The following is a 16886-nucleotide window of genomic DNA, read 5'->3' on the forward strand; positions in this document are numbered from 1 at the left end:
CCCCTTAATAAAAAAGTGTGTAAATCAAATCACAGATAAAATTATAAAATATTGAAATGATTGAATAGTGGAGGCGTGTACCGGAGTCGAACCGATCTACATGGATTTGCAATCCAGTGCATAACCGCTTTGCTAACACGCCGTATTGAAGAGATTTAATGGAGCGGGAAACGAGGCTCGAACTCGCGACCCCGACCTTGGCAAGGTCGTGCTCTACCAACTGAGCTATTCCCACTTTAAGTCTTTGTTCTTAAAGAACGAGGTGCATTTTACGGATTTTCAGACCTATGTCAAATGCTAATTTAATTATTTTATTTCAAATGCTGAAAAAAAGATCACAACGCTGAAAAATCAATAAATGCATAGCTAATTCGTTGATTTTATAAGCATAAATCAATCTATTAAACTGATCTTTCAAGATAGAAAAAAAGCGGTTGAAATCCGCTATTTTTTTGCAAATTTCAACCGCTTGTATAAATAAGTTAAATTAACCTATTAGCGTTTTTTCGCTTTTGCGTTTGGTAAGTCTGTGATAGAACCTTCAAACACTTCTGCTGCTAAACCTACAGATTCGTGTAATGTAGGGTGAGCGTGGATAGTTAAAGCGATATCTTCCGCATCACAACCCATTTCGATTGCAAGGCCGATTTCACCTAATAATTCGCCACCGTTGCTACCTACGATTGCACCACCGAGTAAACGGTGTGTATCTTTATCGAAGATAAGTTTAGTCATACCTTCTGAACACTCAGAAGCAATCGCACGACCTGATGCAGCCCATGGGAACTTCGCCACTTCAAAGTTTAAGCCTTCTTGACGACATTCTTTTTCAGTTTTACCTACCCAAGCAACTTCCGGCTCAGTATAAGCGATTGATGGAATCACTTTCGGATCGAAGTAGTGTTTTTGACCTGCAATCACTTCTGCGGCAACGTGACCTTCGTGAACACCTTTGTGAGCTAACATTGGCTGACCAACGATATCACCGATAGCAAAAATGTGTGGTACGTTTGTACGCATTTGTTTGTCAACAGCGATGAAACCACGATCATCAACGTTTACGCCAGCTTTGCCCGCATCGATTAATTTACCGTTTGGTGTACGACCAATAGCAACAAGCACTGCATCATAACGTTTAGTATCGTTACATGCTTTACCTTCCATTGAAACATAGATACCATCATCTTTCGCTTCAACTGCGGTTACTTTAGTTTCAAGCATTAACTTGAATTTTTTCTCGATTTGTTTGGTGTAGATTGCTACAACATCTTTATCTGCTGCTGGGATAACTTGGTCGAACATTTCAACCACTTCAATCTCTGAACCTAGAGAGTGATAAACTGTACCCATCTCTAAACCAATGATACCGCCCCCCATGATAAGAAGTTTTTTCGGTACTTCTTTTAATTTAAGTGCATCTGTTGAATCCCAAATACGTGGATCTTCATGCGGGATAAATGGTAATTGAATTGGACGAGAACCCGCTGCAATAATTGCATTATCAAATTTAACAGTAGTTGGGTTACCATCACGATCACGTGCAACTAATGTATTTGGATCAGTAAATGCTGCTAAGCCTTCAACCACGGTCACTTTACGTGCTTTTGCCATACCTGCTAAACCGCCTGTTAATTTAGCGACTACAGCATCTTTACCTGCACGAACTTCGTCTAAATTGATAGTTGGTTCACCAAAGTAAATACCATTTTTGGTTGCGTGTTTTGCTTCTTCAATTACTTTAGAAACGTGTAATAACGCTTTTGATGGAATACAACCTACGTTTAAACATACCCCACCTAAAGTTGAATAACGTTCTACAAGAACGGTTTCTAAACCTAAGTCAGCACAACGGAACGCAGCTGAATAACCTGCAGGACCTGCACCAAGTACAACTACTTGGGTTTTAATTTCTTTACTCATATCTTTTCCTTTTCAAGCGGTCAATTTTGTCAATTTTCTTGCAAATCCGACCGCTTACAGATTGATTACATTGCTAAGTTACACAACCTAATTACATTACTAGGCGACGGATATCTGCTAATACACCGTTGATGTAACTTAAGAAACGAGCACCATCAGCACCATCGATCACGCGGTGGTCGAATGATAATGATAATGGAAGCATTAAGCGTGGTGAGAATTCTTTACCGTTCCATACAGGTGCCATTTCAGATTTAGACACACCCAAAATTGCTACTTCTGGTGCATTCACAATTGGGGTAAAGTGGGTTGTACCAATACCGCCCAAGCTTGAAATCGTGAAGCAGCCGCCTTGCATATCTGAACCAGTCAATTTGCCTTCGCGTGCTTTTTTCGAGACTTCCATCAACTCGCGAGATAACTCAATAATGCCTTTTTTGTTCACGTTTTTGAATACAGGAACCACTAAGCCATTTGGTGTATCTACAGCCACACCAATGTTGATGTATTTCTTAATTGTTAATTTTTGACCATCTTCAGAAATTGAGCTGTTGAAACGCGGGAACGCTTCTAACGCTTTTGCAACCGCTTTCATAATGAACACAACTGGTGTAATTTTCACATCAAGTTTTTGTTTTTCAACAATCTTGTTCTGTTCTTTACGGAATGCTTCTAATTCTGTGATATCTGTACGATCGAAGTGTGTAACGTGAGGAATCATTACCCAGTTACGGTGTAAGTTCGCACCAGAAATCTTATTGATACGGCTTAATTCTACTTCTTCAACTTCACCAAATTTGCTGAAGTCTACTTTCGGCCATGGTAATAAGCCTAAACCTGCACCGTTTGCAACACCGTTACCTGCTGCCGCTGCAACAGTACCTGTTTCAAACGCTTTAACTGCAGTTTTAACGTATGCTTGGATATCTTCTTTAACAATACGACCTTTACGACCTGAACCTTTCACTTTATCTAAGTTCACACCGAATTCACGTGCTAAACGACGAATTACCGGTGTCGCGTGTGCATAAGCCCCTGCCGCTACTACTGCATCTTGGCTTAAACCAGAAACGTTACCGCCTTGAGCTGATTGCGCTGCCGGTTGTGCCGCTGGTGCTGGCGCAGCTGCTTGTGCTGCAGGAGCAGGAGCTGCTGCCGGTGCTGCACCTTGAACTTCAAATTTCATGATTAATGAACCGGTTGACACTTTATCACCAGATTTCACTAAAATTTCTTTCACAACACCTGCAAATGGTGCCGGAACTTCCATTGAAGCTTTGTCACCTTCAACAGTAATTAAAGATTGCTCTTCAGATACTGTATCACCAACATTTACCATGATTTCAGTTACGTTTACTTCATCACCGCCGATATCAGGTACGTTCACTTCTTTAATTGCTGAAGCTGTTGCAGCCGGTGCAGCTGCTTGTACTGGCGCTTCTACAGCAATCGGTGCTGCTGACGCAGTTTCAAATTTCATAATTAATTTGCCGGTTGAAACTTTATCGCCTACATTGATTAAAATTTCTTTTACAACGCCCGCGATAGGTGCTGGAACTTCCATAGAAGCTTTATCACCTTCTACATTGATGATAGATTGATCAACTTCAACTGAATCGCCCACTTTCACCATAATTTCAGTCACATTAACTTCATCACCACCAATATCTGGTACGTTCACTTCGACGATTGCTGATGCAGTCGCTGCTGGTGCAGGATCTGCAGCAGCTGGTGCTTCTGCTGCTGGAGCTGCTCCTGCTGCTTCTAACACTAACATTGGTGAACCTGTTGTTACTTTATCGCCAACTTTAACTAAAACTTCTTTTACAACACCTGCTTCTGGTGCAGGCACTTCCATTGAAGCTTTATCACCTTCCACATTGATGATTGATTGGTCAGCAGAAATGGTATCACCCACGTTTACCATCACTTCTGTTACGGTAACTTCATCGCTACCGATATCTGGTACATTAATTTGTTTTGACATTTTGGTAATCCTTCTTTTAGAAATGGACAGAGCAATACCCTGTCCTTTTTTGCAAAATCTTAACTGATTTTGACCGCTTCCACTATGCGTATAATGGGTTGATACGATCTACGTTCAAGCCAAATTTCGCAATTGTATCTGCAACTACTTGGCTAGTTACTGTACCTTCTTTCGCTAATTGTGATAACGCTGCAACAACAACGTAACGAGCATCAACTTCGAAATGTTCACGTAAGTTAGCACGGCTGTCTGAACGACCGAAACCGTCTGTACCTAACACGTGGAAGTGTTTGCTCGGTACGAACGCACGAATTTGATCCGCATATTGTTTCACATAGTCAGTTGAAGCAACTGTCGGTAAATCCGCTAATACTTGTGCTACATAAGGAACACGTTGTTCCGCTGTTGGGTGTAATAAGTTCCAACGTACTGCATCGTTACCTTCACGCGCTAATTCGTTGAATGATGGTGCAGAGAATACGTCTGAAGTTACGCCATAGTCATTCGCAAGGATTTGTGCTGCTTCACGAACGTGACGCATAATTGCACCAGAACCTAATAACTGAACGTGACCTTTGCCTTTACCTTTAACAGTTTCAAATTTATATAAACCTTTACGGATACCTTCTTCAGCACCTGCTGGCATTGCCGGTTGATCCATTACTTCGTTTAATGTTGTCATGTAATAGAAAACATCTTCTTGTTTTTCACCATACATACGGTTGATACCGTCTTGCATGATTACCGCAACTTCAAACGCAAATGATGGGTCGTAAGTAATACAGTTAGGGATAATACCTGCTTGAATATGGCTATGACCATCTTCGTGTTGTAAACCTTCACCGTTTAACGTTGTACGACCAGACGTACCACCGACCATGAAACCACGAGCTAATTGGTCACCCGCTAACCACATCATATCGCCCACACGTTGGAAACCGAACATTGAGTAATAGATGAAGAATGGGATCATCGGTTGGTTGCTTACAGAGTAAGACGTTGCTGCTGCAACCCAAGACGCTGCACCACCTAATTCGTTGATACCTTCTTGTAGCACTTGGCCGTCTTTCGCTTCACGATAGTAAGCCACCAAATCACGGTCTGAAGGTGTATAGTTTTGACCGTGCGGGTTGTAAATACCCACTTGACGGAATAAACCTTCCATACCGAATGTACGCGCTTCGTCTACAATCATCGGCACGATTGTTTTACCGATGTTTTTATCTTTTAATAAGATATTTAATGCACGTGTAAACGCCATTGTGGTTGAAATACCACGTGGTTGTTCTTCAAGTAACGCTTTGAATTCTTCTAATGCAGGTACTTTATACTCTACGTCAAATTTAGGACGACGAGCCGGAACATAACCGTTTAATGCTTTACGTTGACCGTGAATGTAGTTGTATTCTTCAGAACCTTCAGCAAATTTGATGTACTCAAGATTTTCTACTTGCTCATCCGTTAATGGTAATTCGAAGTAGTCACGGAAGCCTTTTAAGCTTTCTAATGACATTTTTTTCGATTGGTGAGCAGTATTTTTACTTTCTGCTTCAGGGATTTTATAACCTTTAACTTGGTGAGCTAAAATCACAACCGGTTTGTCTGATTTTTGCGCTTTCGCATATGCAGCGTAAAGTTTTTCGCTGTCGTGTGCACCACGGCGAAGATCCCAAATCTCTTCGTCTGTCATATCAGCAACTAATGCAGCTGTTTCTGGGTAACGACCGAAGAAGTGTTCACGAATATAAGCACCGTCTTTTGATTTGAAGGTTAAGTAGTCACCATCAACCATTTCCATCATTAATTGTGCTAATTTACCTGAAGTATCTTTCGCGAATAATTTATCCCAGTTGCTGCCCCATAATACTTTGATTACTTCCCAACCTGCGCCTGTGAATAAACCTTCTAACTCTTGAACGATTTTACCGTTACCGTTTACCGGACCGTCTAAACGTTGTAAGTTACAGCTTACAGTGAAAATTAAGTTATTTAATTTTTCACGAGCAGCAAATGTTAACGCACCTTTAGACTCGATTTCATCCATCTCACCATCACCTAAGAATGCGTAAACTTTTTGGTCTGACGTATCTTTTAAGCCACGGTTTTCAAGGTATTTTAAGAAACGTGCTTGATAAATCGCATTAACAGGACCTAAACCCATTGATACGGTTGAGAATTGCCAGAATTCAGGCATTAATTTCGGGTGTGGGTATGAAGATAAACCATCCGCAAATGCTTCTTGACGGAAATTGTCTAATTGTTCTTCTGTTAAACGACCTTCCACATAAGCACGTGCATACATACCTGGTGCTGCGTGACCTTGGAAGAATACTAAGTCGCCACCGTTTTTCTCAGTTGCCGCTTTGAAGAAGTGGTTGTAGCACACTTCATACATTGTTGCCGCTGATTGGAAAGTTGAAATATGACCACCTAAGTCAAGATCTTTCTTCTGGCTACGTAAAACCATTGCGATAGCGTTCCAACGTACTGCAGAACGAATATGACGTTCAATTTTGTGGTCACCCGGGTAAGCTGGTTGTGCAGACACAGGGATAGTATTTACATATGCTGTTGTCACACCAGATTGAACCGGCACGCCATCTTTACGCGCTTGGCTTAATAATTCATCGATAATGAATTGTGCACGTTCAACACCTTCTACACGGATTAATGAATCAAGTGATTCTAACCACTCTTTGGTTTCAAATGGATCTACATCTCTTTCTAACTCTGACATAGGTTGTCCTTATTTTAAGTAAATAATGAGTGATAAGTTCTCTATACTTAAACTTATCGTTTGATGAAATTATAGACATTCATTCGATTAGACTAAACATAAAATACACAGAAAGTTTAACAAAATGTAAAAACCTGTTTTCTATTCGAGTGAATATCTTGCGATATCTACTTGATTTTAAACACTTTTTATCACACTATAAAAAATGTTGAAAATTTGTAGAAAAATTTTGGCTAACAAGATAACAAAATTGACCTATTTTGTCTATTTTTTTGACCTGCGCCAACCGTTGTCTTTCCTATAAACAAGCGGTTAAAACCTGCAATTTTTTTACAAATTTTAACCGCTTGTTTAAGGGCTATTTATTAAGTTTGATCTGTTTGGCCAGCTCTTGAATCAGCGCCGGCCCCTGATAAATCATTGCTGAATAAACTTGTAATAAACTTGCGCCCGCATCAATTTTTTCCTGACCGGAGGAGACAGAATGAATACCTCCGCTACCAATAATTGGCAACTGCCCGTTTAATTCCTTAGCCAACCTACGGATTAAATGGGTACTGAGCGAATTTAATGGCTTACCGCTTAAGCCGCCTTGCTGTTCCGCATGTTTTAAACCTGCTACCGGTTCTCGAGATAAAGTGGTATTACCGGCAATAACGCCGTCAATCTTATGTCGTACCAAACTATCCGCTACCGAAGCAACTTCTTCATCCGTTAAATCCGGCGCAATTTTCAGAACAAGCGGTTTATATTTTGCAAACTTTTGCGAAAGTATTGATTGTTCTTGCTTTAATGCACTCAGCAATTCATCTAATGCATCACCGTATTGCAATGAACGTAAATTCTTGGTATTCGGTGAAGAAATATTCACCGTAATATAATCGGCATACTCATACACCTTACGTAAACAAATTTGGTAATCATCCAAAGCGTTCTCAATTGGCGTAAAGGCATTTTTACCAATATTAATTCCGAGTACCCCGTCATATTTGGAACGCTTCACATTTTCTACCAACAAATCCACACCGTAATTATTAAAACCATTACGATTGATAATGCCCTCTGCTTCCAAAAGACGGAATTGACGTGGCTTAGGGTTACCGTCTTGTGCAACCGGTGTAACCGTTCCTACTTCAATAAAACTGAATCCTAACTTGCCAAAACCGTCAATCGCTTCGCCGTTTTTATCCGCACCGGCGGCAAGACCGATAGGATTTTTAAACTGCAGCCCCATCACCTCAACTGGATTATGAGGAATGGGTAAAGGATCAAAAGGTAATTTTCCGACAAGTTTAAGCGCTTGAACGGAAAAATTATGCGCATTTTCAGCGTCCATAGCAAACAGACATTTACGAATGAGGGAATACATGATGAGCTCTTCGGTTAATAGAAAGAAATAGATAAACTAAGGGCGAGTATTCAACTCGCCCTTATCAGAAATTATGCGTCAAACATTGCAGAAATGGACTCTTCGTTGCTAATACGACGAATAGCTTCTGCTAACATGCTTGATAATGTTAATGCACGCACTTTGTTTAATGCTTTGATTTCATCAGAAAGTGGAATTGTATCGGTAACAACTACTTCATCTAATGCTGGGTTCGCTAAGTTCATTGCTGCAGTACCTGAGAATACCGCATGCGTTGCGTAAGCAACCACTTTGGTTGCACCACGTTCTTTCAATGCTTCCGCAGCTTTAACTAACGTACCGCCAGTGTCGATCATATCGTCAACTAAGATACAGTCACGACCGGCAACATCACCGATAATATGCATTACTTGTGATACGTTTGCTTTTGGACGGCGTTTATCAATGATTGCCATATCCGCATCATTTAACAATTTAGCGATCGCACGCGCACGTACTACACCACCGATATCCGGCGATACCACCATCGGATTGTTTAAATCCGTTTTCTTAACAATGTCTTCGATAAGCACAGGTGAACCGAATACGTTATCTACCGGCACATCAAAGAAACCTTGGATTTGTTCTGCGTGTAAGTCACAAGTTAACACGCGATCAACACCTACGCTTGAAAGGAAGTCCGCCACAACTTTTGCCGTAATCGGCACACGCGCTGAACGAACGCGACGGTCTTGACGAGCATAACCGAAATAAGGAATAACAGCCGTGATACGACCTGCAGACGCACGACGTAAAGCATCAACCATCACAATCAATTCCATTAAGTTGTCATTAGTTGGTGCGCAAGTTGATTGGATAATAAATACATCCGAACCACGTACGTTTTCATTAATTTGAACTTGAATTTCACCGTCGCTAAAACGACCGACTGTTGCATTGCCTAAAGAAATGTAAAGGCGTTCTGCAATACGTTTTGCAAGTTCTGGCGTTGCGTTACCCGCAAACAGTTTGATATCTGGCATTGGAATTGATCCTTGAATTTACAAAGGGAAGTTAGGGAATTAAGTTTAATTTTTTGTGCAAAGGCGAGATATTCTGCCCTTTAGCAACAAAACCACACACGTTTTGAGGTTTGCAGTCGAAGACTTTCTTCGCGTCTTCTTTTGAATTAAATTCGGCAAAAATACAAGCACCTGTGCCCGTTAACCGAAACGATGCATATTCTACCAATTCTTGAACAAGATCTTCAACCTCTGAATAATGATCTCGTACAACTTTTTCGCAATCGTTTGCCCAATCGCTAGCTAACAGTTCTTCCAAACTACATTTTGGCGTATTTCGAGGCAAATCTGGGTCATTAAAAACGACTGCGGTCGAAATAGAAACGCTCGGTTTTAACACTACAAACCATTTCTCTTCCGGCTCGCACGGTGTTAACACTTCACCGACGCCTTCCGCAAAAGCAGCAACACCACGCACAAAAATCGGCACATCCGCACCTAAGCTCAGCCCTAATGCAGCAAGCTCTTCAAGACTTAAGCCGGTTTGCCAAAAATGATTTAATCCGACTAATACGGTTGCTGCATTCGATGAACCGCCGCCAACGCCGCCGCCCATTGGCAAACGCTTAGTTACACTGATTTTGGCACCTTTCGTACAAGCGGTATGCTTTTGTAATAATTTTGCAGCTCGATAAATTAAGTTCTGCTCTTTTTCAACCCCTTCAATTTCGTTTAACAATTCAATTTCACCGCTCTGATTTACTTCCAGTGAAATCTCATCGCCAAAATCTAAAAATTGAAATAAGGTTTGTAACTCGTGGTAACCGTCTGTGCGTCTATTAGTAATGTATAAGAAAAGATTTAACTTAGCCGGGCTAGGTAAAGTGACTTTATTCATTAATACGTCCATTGATCAATACGAATTTTTAAGGTTTGTTGACCATTCTCTAATACGATTAACTTCGGTAAGTTCGGTTGGCGATCTTCGTGATATTCAACATAGCTCGCTTGCCACACTTGACCATTAATCGGATAACTAAATTGTGAAAGTTGACGTTTTTCATTCACAATATAATTACTGTTTTTTTCCGGCTGACCTTTTACCCAATAGGCAAATTGATCAATCGGAAACGAAACACCGATAATTTCTTCCATCAGTGCATTCACATCCGCTTCCGTACGTGAACGCCCTTCGCTGTCCGAAACGGTTAATCCCCGTTGAGTACGATGTAATTTCATCGACTTTGTCGATAAATTTGATGAAAGCTCTAAGCCGAAATTATTTGCTGATTGGTATTGCCAATCAAAGTGTGAAGAAAAACGCTCTTCAGGTGAAATGTACCCGAATTGCCCTTTTGCTTGATAACGCTTAATTTGCGCTAATTGATTAAGATGTTGCTGCCATTTGGCATCAGTATATGGGATTTGTGCGGTCGGTGTCTGAACGGTTGTAGGTGCATCTAACACCGAATTACAGCCCGTTAACACTAACATCGCGCCGAGCGAAATTAAAAAAGAAAATTTTTTCATAGCGAACCTTTTATAACATGAGTGGCTATTCTACCTTATAAGCGGTCTAATTCTGTTAAAAATTTGTAATTTTTTAGCCATTTTTGACCGCTTGTAAAAAACGAAAAGTCTCCCGAAAGGGAGACTTTGTTCGATTAGCTAAACTGAAGGCTATGTAATTGTTTATAAGCCCCGTTTTGTGCGAGTAATTGAGTGTGAGAACCACGTTCGATAATTTGTCCGTGATCGACGACTAAAATTTCATCAGCTTTTTCAATCGTAGATAAGCGATGCGCGATCACAAGCACAGTTTTATCTTTTTGTAACTCAGCAAGTGCCGCTTGAATTGCACGTTCGGATTCCGTATCTAGTGCGGAAGTCGCTTCATCCAATACTAATACCGGCGAATTACGTAATAAAGCACGGGCAATCGCTAAACGTTGACGCTGCCCTCCCGAAAGGCTAGCCCCATTTTCGCCGATCACCGTATCTAAACCGTCATCGAGCTTCTCAATAAACTCCATCGCATGTGCCGCTGTCGCTGCCGCAATAATTTGCTCACGACTATATTTCTCGGTAGCCGCATAAGCGATATTATTGGCAATCGTGTCATTGAATAAATGCACTTGCTGTGAAACCACCGAACATTGTTCACGTAAATTCGCTAATTTATAGTCTTGGATATTTACGCCATCCAATGTAATTTCACCTTCATCAATATCATAAAAACGCGTTAATAGATTCACAATTGTTGATTTGCCTGAGCCGGAACGACCGACTAATGCCACTGTTTTGCCTTGCGGAATAGCAAAAGAAATGCGATCTAATGCACGTTCGTCTTTACCTTCATAACTAAACGAAACATTATTGAATGTCACATCGCCTTTTGCTCGAGCCACTTCTTGAGTACCAAGATCTTTCTCTGTTTTCAAATCAAGGAATTCAAATAACGTTTGACAAGCCGCCATACCACGTTGGAACTGTGAATTCACATTCGTCAACGATTTTAACGGACGTAACATTGCCATCATAGATGAAAACACCACGGTAAACGAACCTGCCGTAAGATTTTCACTTATCACTTCAGGGAATGTCGCTACATATAAAACAACCGATAAAGCAAAAGACGCAATTAATTGCACAACACCATCTGAAATCCCATCTGCCGAGACGATTTTCATCCCTTTACGGCGCATATCATTACTTACCCGATCAAAACGCTCTTTTTCAACTTGCTGACCGCCGAATGATAAAACAACCTTATGCCCTTTTAACATCTGTTCGGTAGTTACGGTTAATTCACCCATTGAACTTTGGATATGACGGCTCAATTTACGGAAACGTTTTGACACAATACCGATTAATATACCGATGATCGGCGCCATAACAAATAACACTAACGATAATTGCCAACTGGTGTAAATCATCACCACAAATAATGAAATTAAATATGCCCCTTCACGTACGATAGTGACTAATGCGTGTGAAGAAGAAGTCGCAACCATTTCCGTATCATACGTTACACGAGAAAGAGAGCGTCCAACCGGATTTTGGTCAAAATAACTGACCGGCATATACATTAAGTGTTGGAAAATATTACGACGTAAAGTCATCACAATATTGCCCGAAACCCAAGCCAAGCAATAACCGGCAATATAGTTCGTGATACCTCTCACTAAAATAAATACCACGACTAACACAGCCATAAGTTTTAAAAAGCTGTGATCCGCCTGACCAAATCCTTGATCTAATAAAGGTTTTAAAAGATAGATAAGCCCCGAATCTACCAGTGCATTCAGCACAAGTGCCACCGCACCGACAGCAAGTCCCCACTTATAAGGCGTAATCGTTGGAAATAAACGCTTAAACGTTTTAAAGGTCGAAAGATCTTTTTCTTGCATAATGTCCATTCTTAATTTTCAAAAATCGGGGCATTGTACCCTGAATTGAATGAGATACCAAATTAATAGAATAAAGCTAATACAAGTCTGAACACGAAAGGCGCTAAAACGGATGAAAGTACGCCACTTAATACCAATGCGATAGAGCTGTAGCTACCGGTTTTGACGCTATATTCCATACAACGCCCCGTTCCTGACGCATGAGAAACAGCTCCCATAGCTAAACCGATAGCACGGACATTACATACGCCAATATAATGTAAGAAGCTAAATCCGAATACCGATCCTAACAGTCCGGCAACCAGCACGCCAACCGCTGTTACTGCGGAACTTGCGCAAATTTGGCTTGAAATCGCAGTTGCTATCGGCGTAGAAATCGATTTATGTACAATTGCCGCAAGAATAGACGGACTTGTGCCCAGTAACACGGCAAATAGCACACCGGTTAACATTGTACATACGCTGCTAAATACAACAACCGCTAAAATCGGACGCCATTTTTTACGAATTTGCGGTAGCTGCTCATAGAATGGTAAGGCGAGTGCAACAACAGACACACCAAGTAAATTATTGATCGGAAAATTGCCCTGATAATATTCCGCATAAGGCACTTTACCCATCACAATCACTAAAATGACGGTTGCCAAAGCAATCACAAAAGGATTAAGTACGGACGAACGTAATTTTTGGCTGATACGCAGCCCAGTAAGAAAGGCGAAAATAGTTAAGAGAGAATAAAAATATAGCATATTACCTTCTTCTATTATTTACGGTGAAAAATCCATTGCGCAAACAGTCCAATTAAGACTAAAGAAACTGCGGTACTAAGTATATTGGCGAACACAAATGAGGTGAAATGTACCTGTAAAGTATCAAGATGTTCGATAATTTCAGCACAAATAGGAATAAAGAAAATCGTCATATAACGGGTTAACGGTCTTGTACTGGGTGTTACCCATTCAACTTTTACGATACCGATAACTAAACAACTAAACAACTAAACAGTAACAGCATTCCCCAAATACTATCGGAAATACCAATCGGAATCAGAATGCTAAGCAGTTTACCACCATATAACATGGCAAACAGTAACGCTAAGGAAATCAACATTCTGAGCATACGAACAATCACACGAGTATCCTCCAAAATAAGCGGTCAGATCCGCAAAAAATTTTGCAAATTTAACCGCTTGCTCACTAATTTTTTAAGAACTGAATCACTTTATTTAAATCACGTGTTCGTGTTGACGGCGGCAAACTTTTCAGGAACGTTTGACCATAATTTCGCATTACTAAACGTGAATCACAAATGATCACCACGCCTCTATCGGTTACATCACGAATTAATCGCCCTACCCCCTGCTTCAAGGTGATAACCGCTTCCGGAATTTGAATATCGTTAAACGGTTCTCCACCTTGTAAACGACAATCTTCCATACGCGCTCTTAGCAACGGTTCATCCGGCGAAGTAAATGGCAGCTTATCTATAATCACCAATGATAACGCATCACCTCGCACATCGATTCCTTCCCAGAAACTTTGGGTGGCAACCAATACGTTATTTTCTTCCGCAATAAACTTTTCCAATAAGCGGGCTTTGCTAGTTTCCCCTTGCAACAACACACTTAATTTACTATGTTCACGCAGAAAATCCGCTAAACCTCGCATCATAAAATAGGAAGTACAGAGCAAAAAGCAACGACCGTTATTAGCTTCAATAACGGGCATCAACATTTTGCCTAATTCGGTTAAAGTGTGCGATTTATTTGTGTCCGGCAAATATCGTGGGACACAAAGTAACGATTGATTAGCGTAATCAAAAGGACTTTGTAACACCAACTGTTCCGCATTCTCAATGCCTAGACGCTGACAGAAGTGATCAAATTTGCCTCCAACTTCAAGCGTTGCTGAAGTAAATACCCAACCAATTTGCTGATTTTTGAGTTGTTCGCCAAATTTGTCTGCCACAGTTAACGGCGTGATATGTAACTCGAAAGAACGCCCGTTGGCTTCATACCAATAGCAATAGCCAACGACAGTAGTATCGCTCAATTTTTTTAATTGAACTTTGACTTCCGCCAATCTTTCGAAAATTTTATCGAGCGTTTCCGAACGACCGAGCGATTTTTTAATCACATCGCTTAAAAAATCAATGTTTTCTGCGACTTTGGTTAAACCGTCCACTACTTTTTGATCATTAAACAACTCTCGCAAATTACCTCGAATCGTACCTTCCGTTCCCATTAACAAACGAAAATCTTGCACTACTTTTTGCAAATGATCCGCCGCTTTGCCTAATTGTGCGAGATCCTTTAATTCGGTTCGATAAACAATATTGGTATCTTTACAAATATCAAACAATTGGCGAGAACTTAACGATTGACCGAAATATTGGCTGGCAATATCCGGTAATTGATGTGCTTCATCAAAAATGACCAACTCTGCTTCTGGAATTAATTCACCGAAGCCGGTTTCTTTAACCGCCATATCGGCACAAAACAGGTGATGATTGACCACCACCACATCCGCTTCCATTGCTCGGCGGCGGGCTTGTAACACATAACAATCTTTAAAATGCGGACAGTCCGAACCTAAGCAACTTTCTGCAGTACTCACTAACTGCGGTAAAATCAGACTATCTTCCGCAATCGTGATACATTCACTTAAATCACCGGTTTTAGTTGAAGTATGCCATTTGCTGACTTTCGATAAATCCGCTAACACCGATTTATCGCCTAGCACGCCCATTGCCACCACTTGATCTAAGCGTTCCAGACAAAGGTAATTAGCTCGTCCCTTTAATAGAGCGACCTTACCTTTGTATTTTAAGGCTTTCTGAATGGTTGGTAGATCTCGGTTAAATAATTGATCTTGAAGATTTTTCGAGCCAGTCGACACAATCGTTTTTTTTCCAGAAAGCAATGCCGGCACTAAATAAGCGAATGTTTTACCGGTACCGGTACCCGCTTCTACTACGGCAGGTGTTGCAAATTTTACCGCTCTTCCGACCGCTTGCGCCATATCAAGTTGCGCTGCACGAGGACGAAACCTTTGAATATTATTACTTAATAAGCCGTCTTCACTGAAGGCATGGATAATTTTATTGTCTAATTTATTCATATATATTAAAAAGCGTTAAGGCTGTTTGCCCCAAATGTGCAAACAGTCTTTCATTATAATACTGTATAAATATTTAGCCAATTTTTTTGTATTTGTAAATTATCCTTAGAAACAGCTTTTACCAGTAGTAGACTGATATATCAATACTTCTTTTTTGTGTAGAATAGTCACCTTATAATTGTTAAGCTTATTAGGATAACAGATGAGCATTGTTGAATGTCTTAGTTATGGTTCGGTTCTTATTCTGATCCTTTCATGTTTTATTAGTGGTATGACGATGCTACGTCTCTCTAATATCTTTTGGGGATTGGGATTTATGCTTTATGGTTTTAGCAGTAAAGCTTATATTGTAGCAATTTTAAACATTATTATCGTAGGTTTGAACGGCTACTTATTTGCAAAAGAGCGCCAATAATCGACCGCTTATCAGCTCGAACTTTATTTAACGACAACACTCCAAAATAAAAATTTGCACCTTAGTAAATCACTACTAAGGTGCAAATTTTTACCTATCTCACTTAATGCTCGTTTATTTGATATAAGAGGCACTTTTCATTGCTGTTACAAAACTCGCTAACTCTGCCAATAGTTGAGGCTGGTTATCTAAATGGTTCTCAATAATTTTAACGATCGCAGATCCGGAAATCGCACCGTCACAACCGAGTGCTAGCGCTTCTTTAACTTGTTCCGGCTTCGCAATACCAAAACCTTGCAAAATTGGCGCAGAATTTGACCGCTTGAGGCTATCGATAAGGTTATCCAGATTCGCTGCATGAGCTTGATTCTCTGCACTGGTCACGCCGGCACGTGAAACTAAATAGGTATAGCCCTCAGTTAAATTGGCAATACGTTCAATCGTTGCTTTATTTGCATTTGGCGGGCAAATGAAGACTAATTGAATACCGTGTTTTTTAGCTGTTTGCGTAAATTCTTCGGCGGCAAGTACCGGCACATCGGCAATGAGTACCGCATCAACGCCTATTTCGGCACAGCGCTTGAAAAACACTTCTTGGGTTGGTACGAAGACTAAGTTAGCACAAAGCAGCAAGCCAATCGGAATCTCAGGATATTTTGTTCGAATTTTAGCAATCATTTCAAAACAAGCATCGGTACTATAACCACCATCTAACGCTCGTTTATTCGCCGCTTGAATCACTGGACCGTCCAATAAAGGATCTGAAAATGGGAAACCGAGCTCCAACGCATCCACACCATTGGCAATCAATGTTTCGATAATCTCAAATGAACGATCGAAATCCGGATCACAGAGGGTAACAAACGGCACAAATGCCCCTTCATTTTTTGCTTTTAACTCAGCAAATAAAGTGTCAAAACGGCTCATT

At 40.6% G+C, this 16886-nt stretch carries 12 protein-coding genes, 2 tRNA genes and 1 pseudogene; 1 reads left to right on the forward strand and 14 read right to left on the reverse strand.

The genetic code is table 11. From position 1 onward, the window contains the following. Positions 1 to 68: 68 nt before the first annotated feature. The 13 genes and pseudogenes from HMPREF0027_RS03895 to HMPREF0027_RS03955 form a co-directional block, all read right to left on the reverse strand. Positions 69 to 142, reverse strand: a tRNA-Cys gene (locus tag HMPREF0027_RS03895). A gap of 17 nt (positions 143 to 159) precedes the next feature. After that, positions 160 to 235: transfer RNA gene (locus HMPREF0027_RS03900), tRNA-Gly, on the reverse strand. Between the two features lie 260 nt (positions 236 to 495). Then, positions 496 to 1920 (reverse strand): dihydrolipoyl dehydrogenase, encoded by a 1425-nt coding sequence (gene lpdA, locus HMPREF0027_RS03905; protein ID WP_005622415.1) that lies wholly within the window; start codon positions 1918 to 1920, stop codon positions 496 to 498. 91 nt (positions 1921 to 2011) lie between these two features. After that, complete coding sequence (gene aceF / locus HMPREF0027_RS03910) at positions 2012 to 3907, reverse strand: pyruvate dehydrogenase complex dihydrolipoyllysine-residue acetyltransferase (protein WP_005622416.1); 1896 nt, start codon at positions 3905 to 3907, stop codon at positions 2012 to 2014. An 82-nt stretch (positions 3908 to 3989) separates the two neighbouring features. Beyond that, entirely contained in the window at positions 3990 to 6644 is a 2655-nt protein-coding gene (gene aceE, locus HMPREF0027_RS03915) for a pyruvate dehydrogenase (acetyl-transferring), homodimeric type (protein WP_005622417.1), read from the reverse strand. Between the two features lie 358 nt (positions 6645 to 7002). After that, positions 7003 to 8013, reverse strand: coding sequence for a quinone-dependent dihydroorotate dehydrogenase (gene pyrD / locus HMPREF0027_RS03920; RefSeq protein ID WP_044024260.1), 1011 nt, complete (start codon positions 8011 to 8013; stop codon positions 7003 to 7005). A 71-nt stretch (positions 8014 to 8084) separates the two neighbouring features. Continuing rightward, complete coding sequence (locus HMPREF0027_RS03925; protein WP_005622419.1) at positions 8085 to 9035, reverse strand: ribose-phosphate pyrophosphokinase; 951 nt, start codon at positions 9033 to 9035, stop codon at positions 8085 to 8087. A 31-nt stretch (positions 9036 to 9066) separates the two neighbouring features. Continuing rightward, positions 9067 to 9912: a 4-(cytidine 5'-diphospho)-2-C-methyl-D-erythritol kinase gene (gene ispE, locus HMPREF0027_RS03930; protein WP_044024261.1), complete on the reverse strand. Its 846-nt coding sequence runs from the start codon at positions 9910 to 9912 to the stop codon at positions 9067 to 9069. Further along, a complete protein-coding gene (gene lolB, locus HMPREF0027_RS03935) occupies positions 9912 to 10544 on the reverse strand; it encodes a lipoprotein insertase outer membrane protein LolB (protein ID WP_005622423.1) in 633 nt (210 codons plus the stop codon). Before lolB ends, ispE begins: the two co-directional genes overlap by 1 nt. A 134-nt stretch (positions 10545 to 10678) precedes the next feature. Next, the gene (gene msbA / locus HMPREF0027_RS03940) at positions 10679 to 12424 is read right to left on the reverse strand and encodes a lipid A ABC transporter ATP-binding protein/permease MsbA (protein WP_044024264.1); all 1746 of its coding nucleotides are present in this window, start codon (positions 12422 to 12424) and stop codon (positions 10679 to 10681) included. Between the two features lie 62 nt (positions 12425 to 12486). Further along, entirely contained in the window at positions 12487 to 13173 is a 687-nt protein-coding gene (locus HMPREF0027_RS03945; protein ID WP_005622425.1) for an LrgB family protein, read from the reverse strand. A 14-nt stretch (positions 13174 to 13187) separates the two neighbouring features. Continuing rightward, positions 13188 to 13555: pseudogene (locus tag HMPREF0027_RS03950) on the reverse strand (CidA/LrgA family protein). Between the two features lie 65 nt (positions 13556 to 13620). Further along, a complete protein-coding gene (locus HMPREF0027_RS03955; RefSeq protein WP_005622432.1) occupies positions 13621 to 15543 on the reverse strand; it encodes a DNA repair helicase YoaA in 1923 nt (640 codons plus the stop codon). A 202-nt stretch (positions 15544 to 15745) separates the two neighbouring features. Between HMPREF0027_RS03955 and HMPREF0027_RS03960 the strand changes: the two genes are divergently transcribed. After that, positions 15746 to 15958, forward strand: coding sequence for a hypothetical protein (locus HMPREF0027_RS03960; protein WP_044024265.1), 213 nt, complete (start codon positions 15746 to 15748; stop codon positions 15956 to 15958). A gap of 114 nt (positions 15959 to 16072) precedes the next feature. Here HMPREF0027_RS03960 and trpA read toward each other — a convergent pair whose 3' ends face one another. Then, positions 16073 to 16885: a tryptophan synthase subunit alpha gene (gene trpA, locus HMPREF0027_RS03965; protein ID WP_044024266.1), complete on the reverse strand. Its 813-nt coding sequence runs from the start codon at positions 16883 to 16885 to the stop codon at positions 16073 to 16075. Position 16886 lies beyond the last annotated feature (1 nt).

Source organism: Actinobacillus ureae ATCC 25976 (assembly GCF_000188255.1).
In the GTDB taxonomy this organism is placed as follows: Bacteria; Pseudomonadota; Gammaproteobacteria; order Enterobacterales; family Pasteurellaceae; genus Actinobacillus; species Actinobacillus ureae.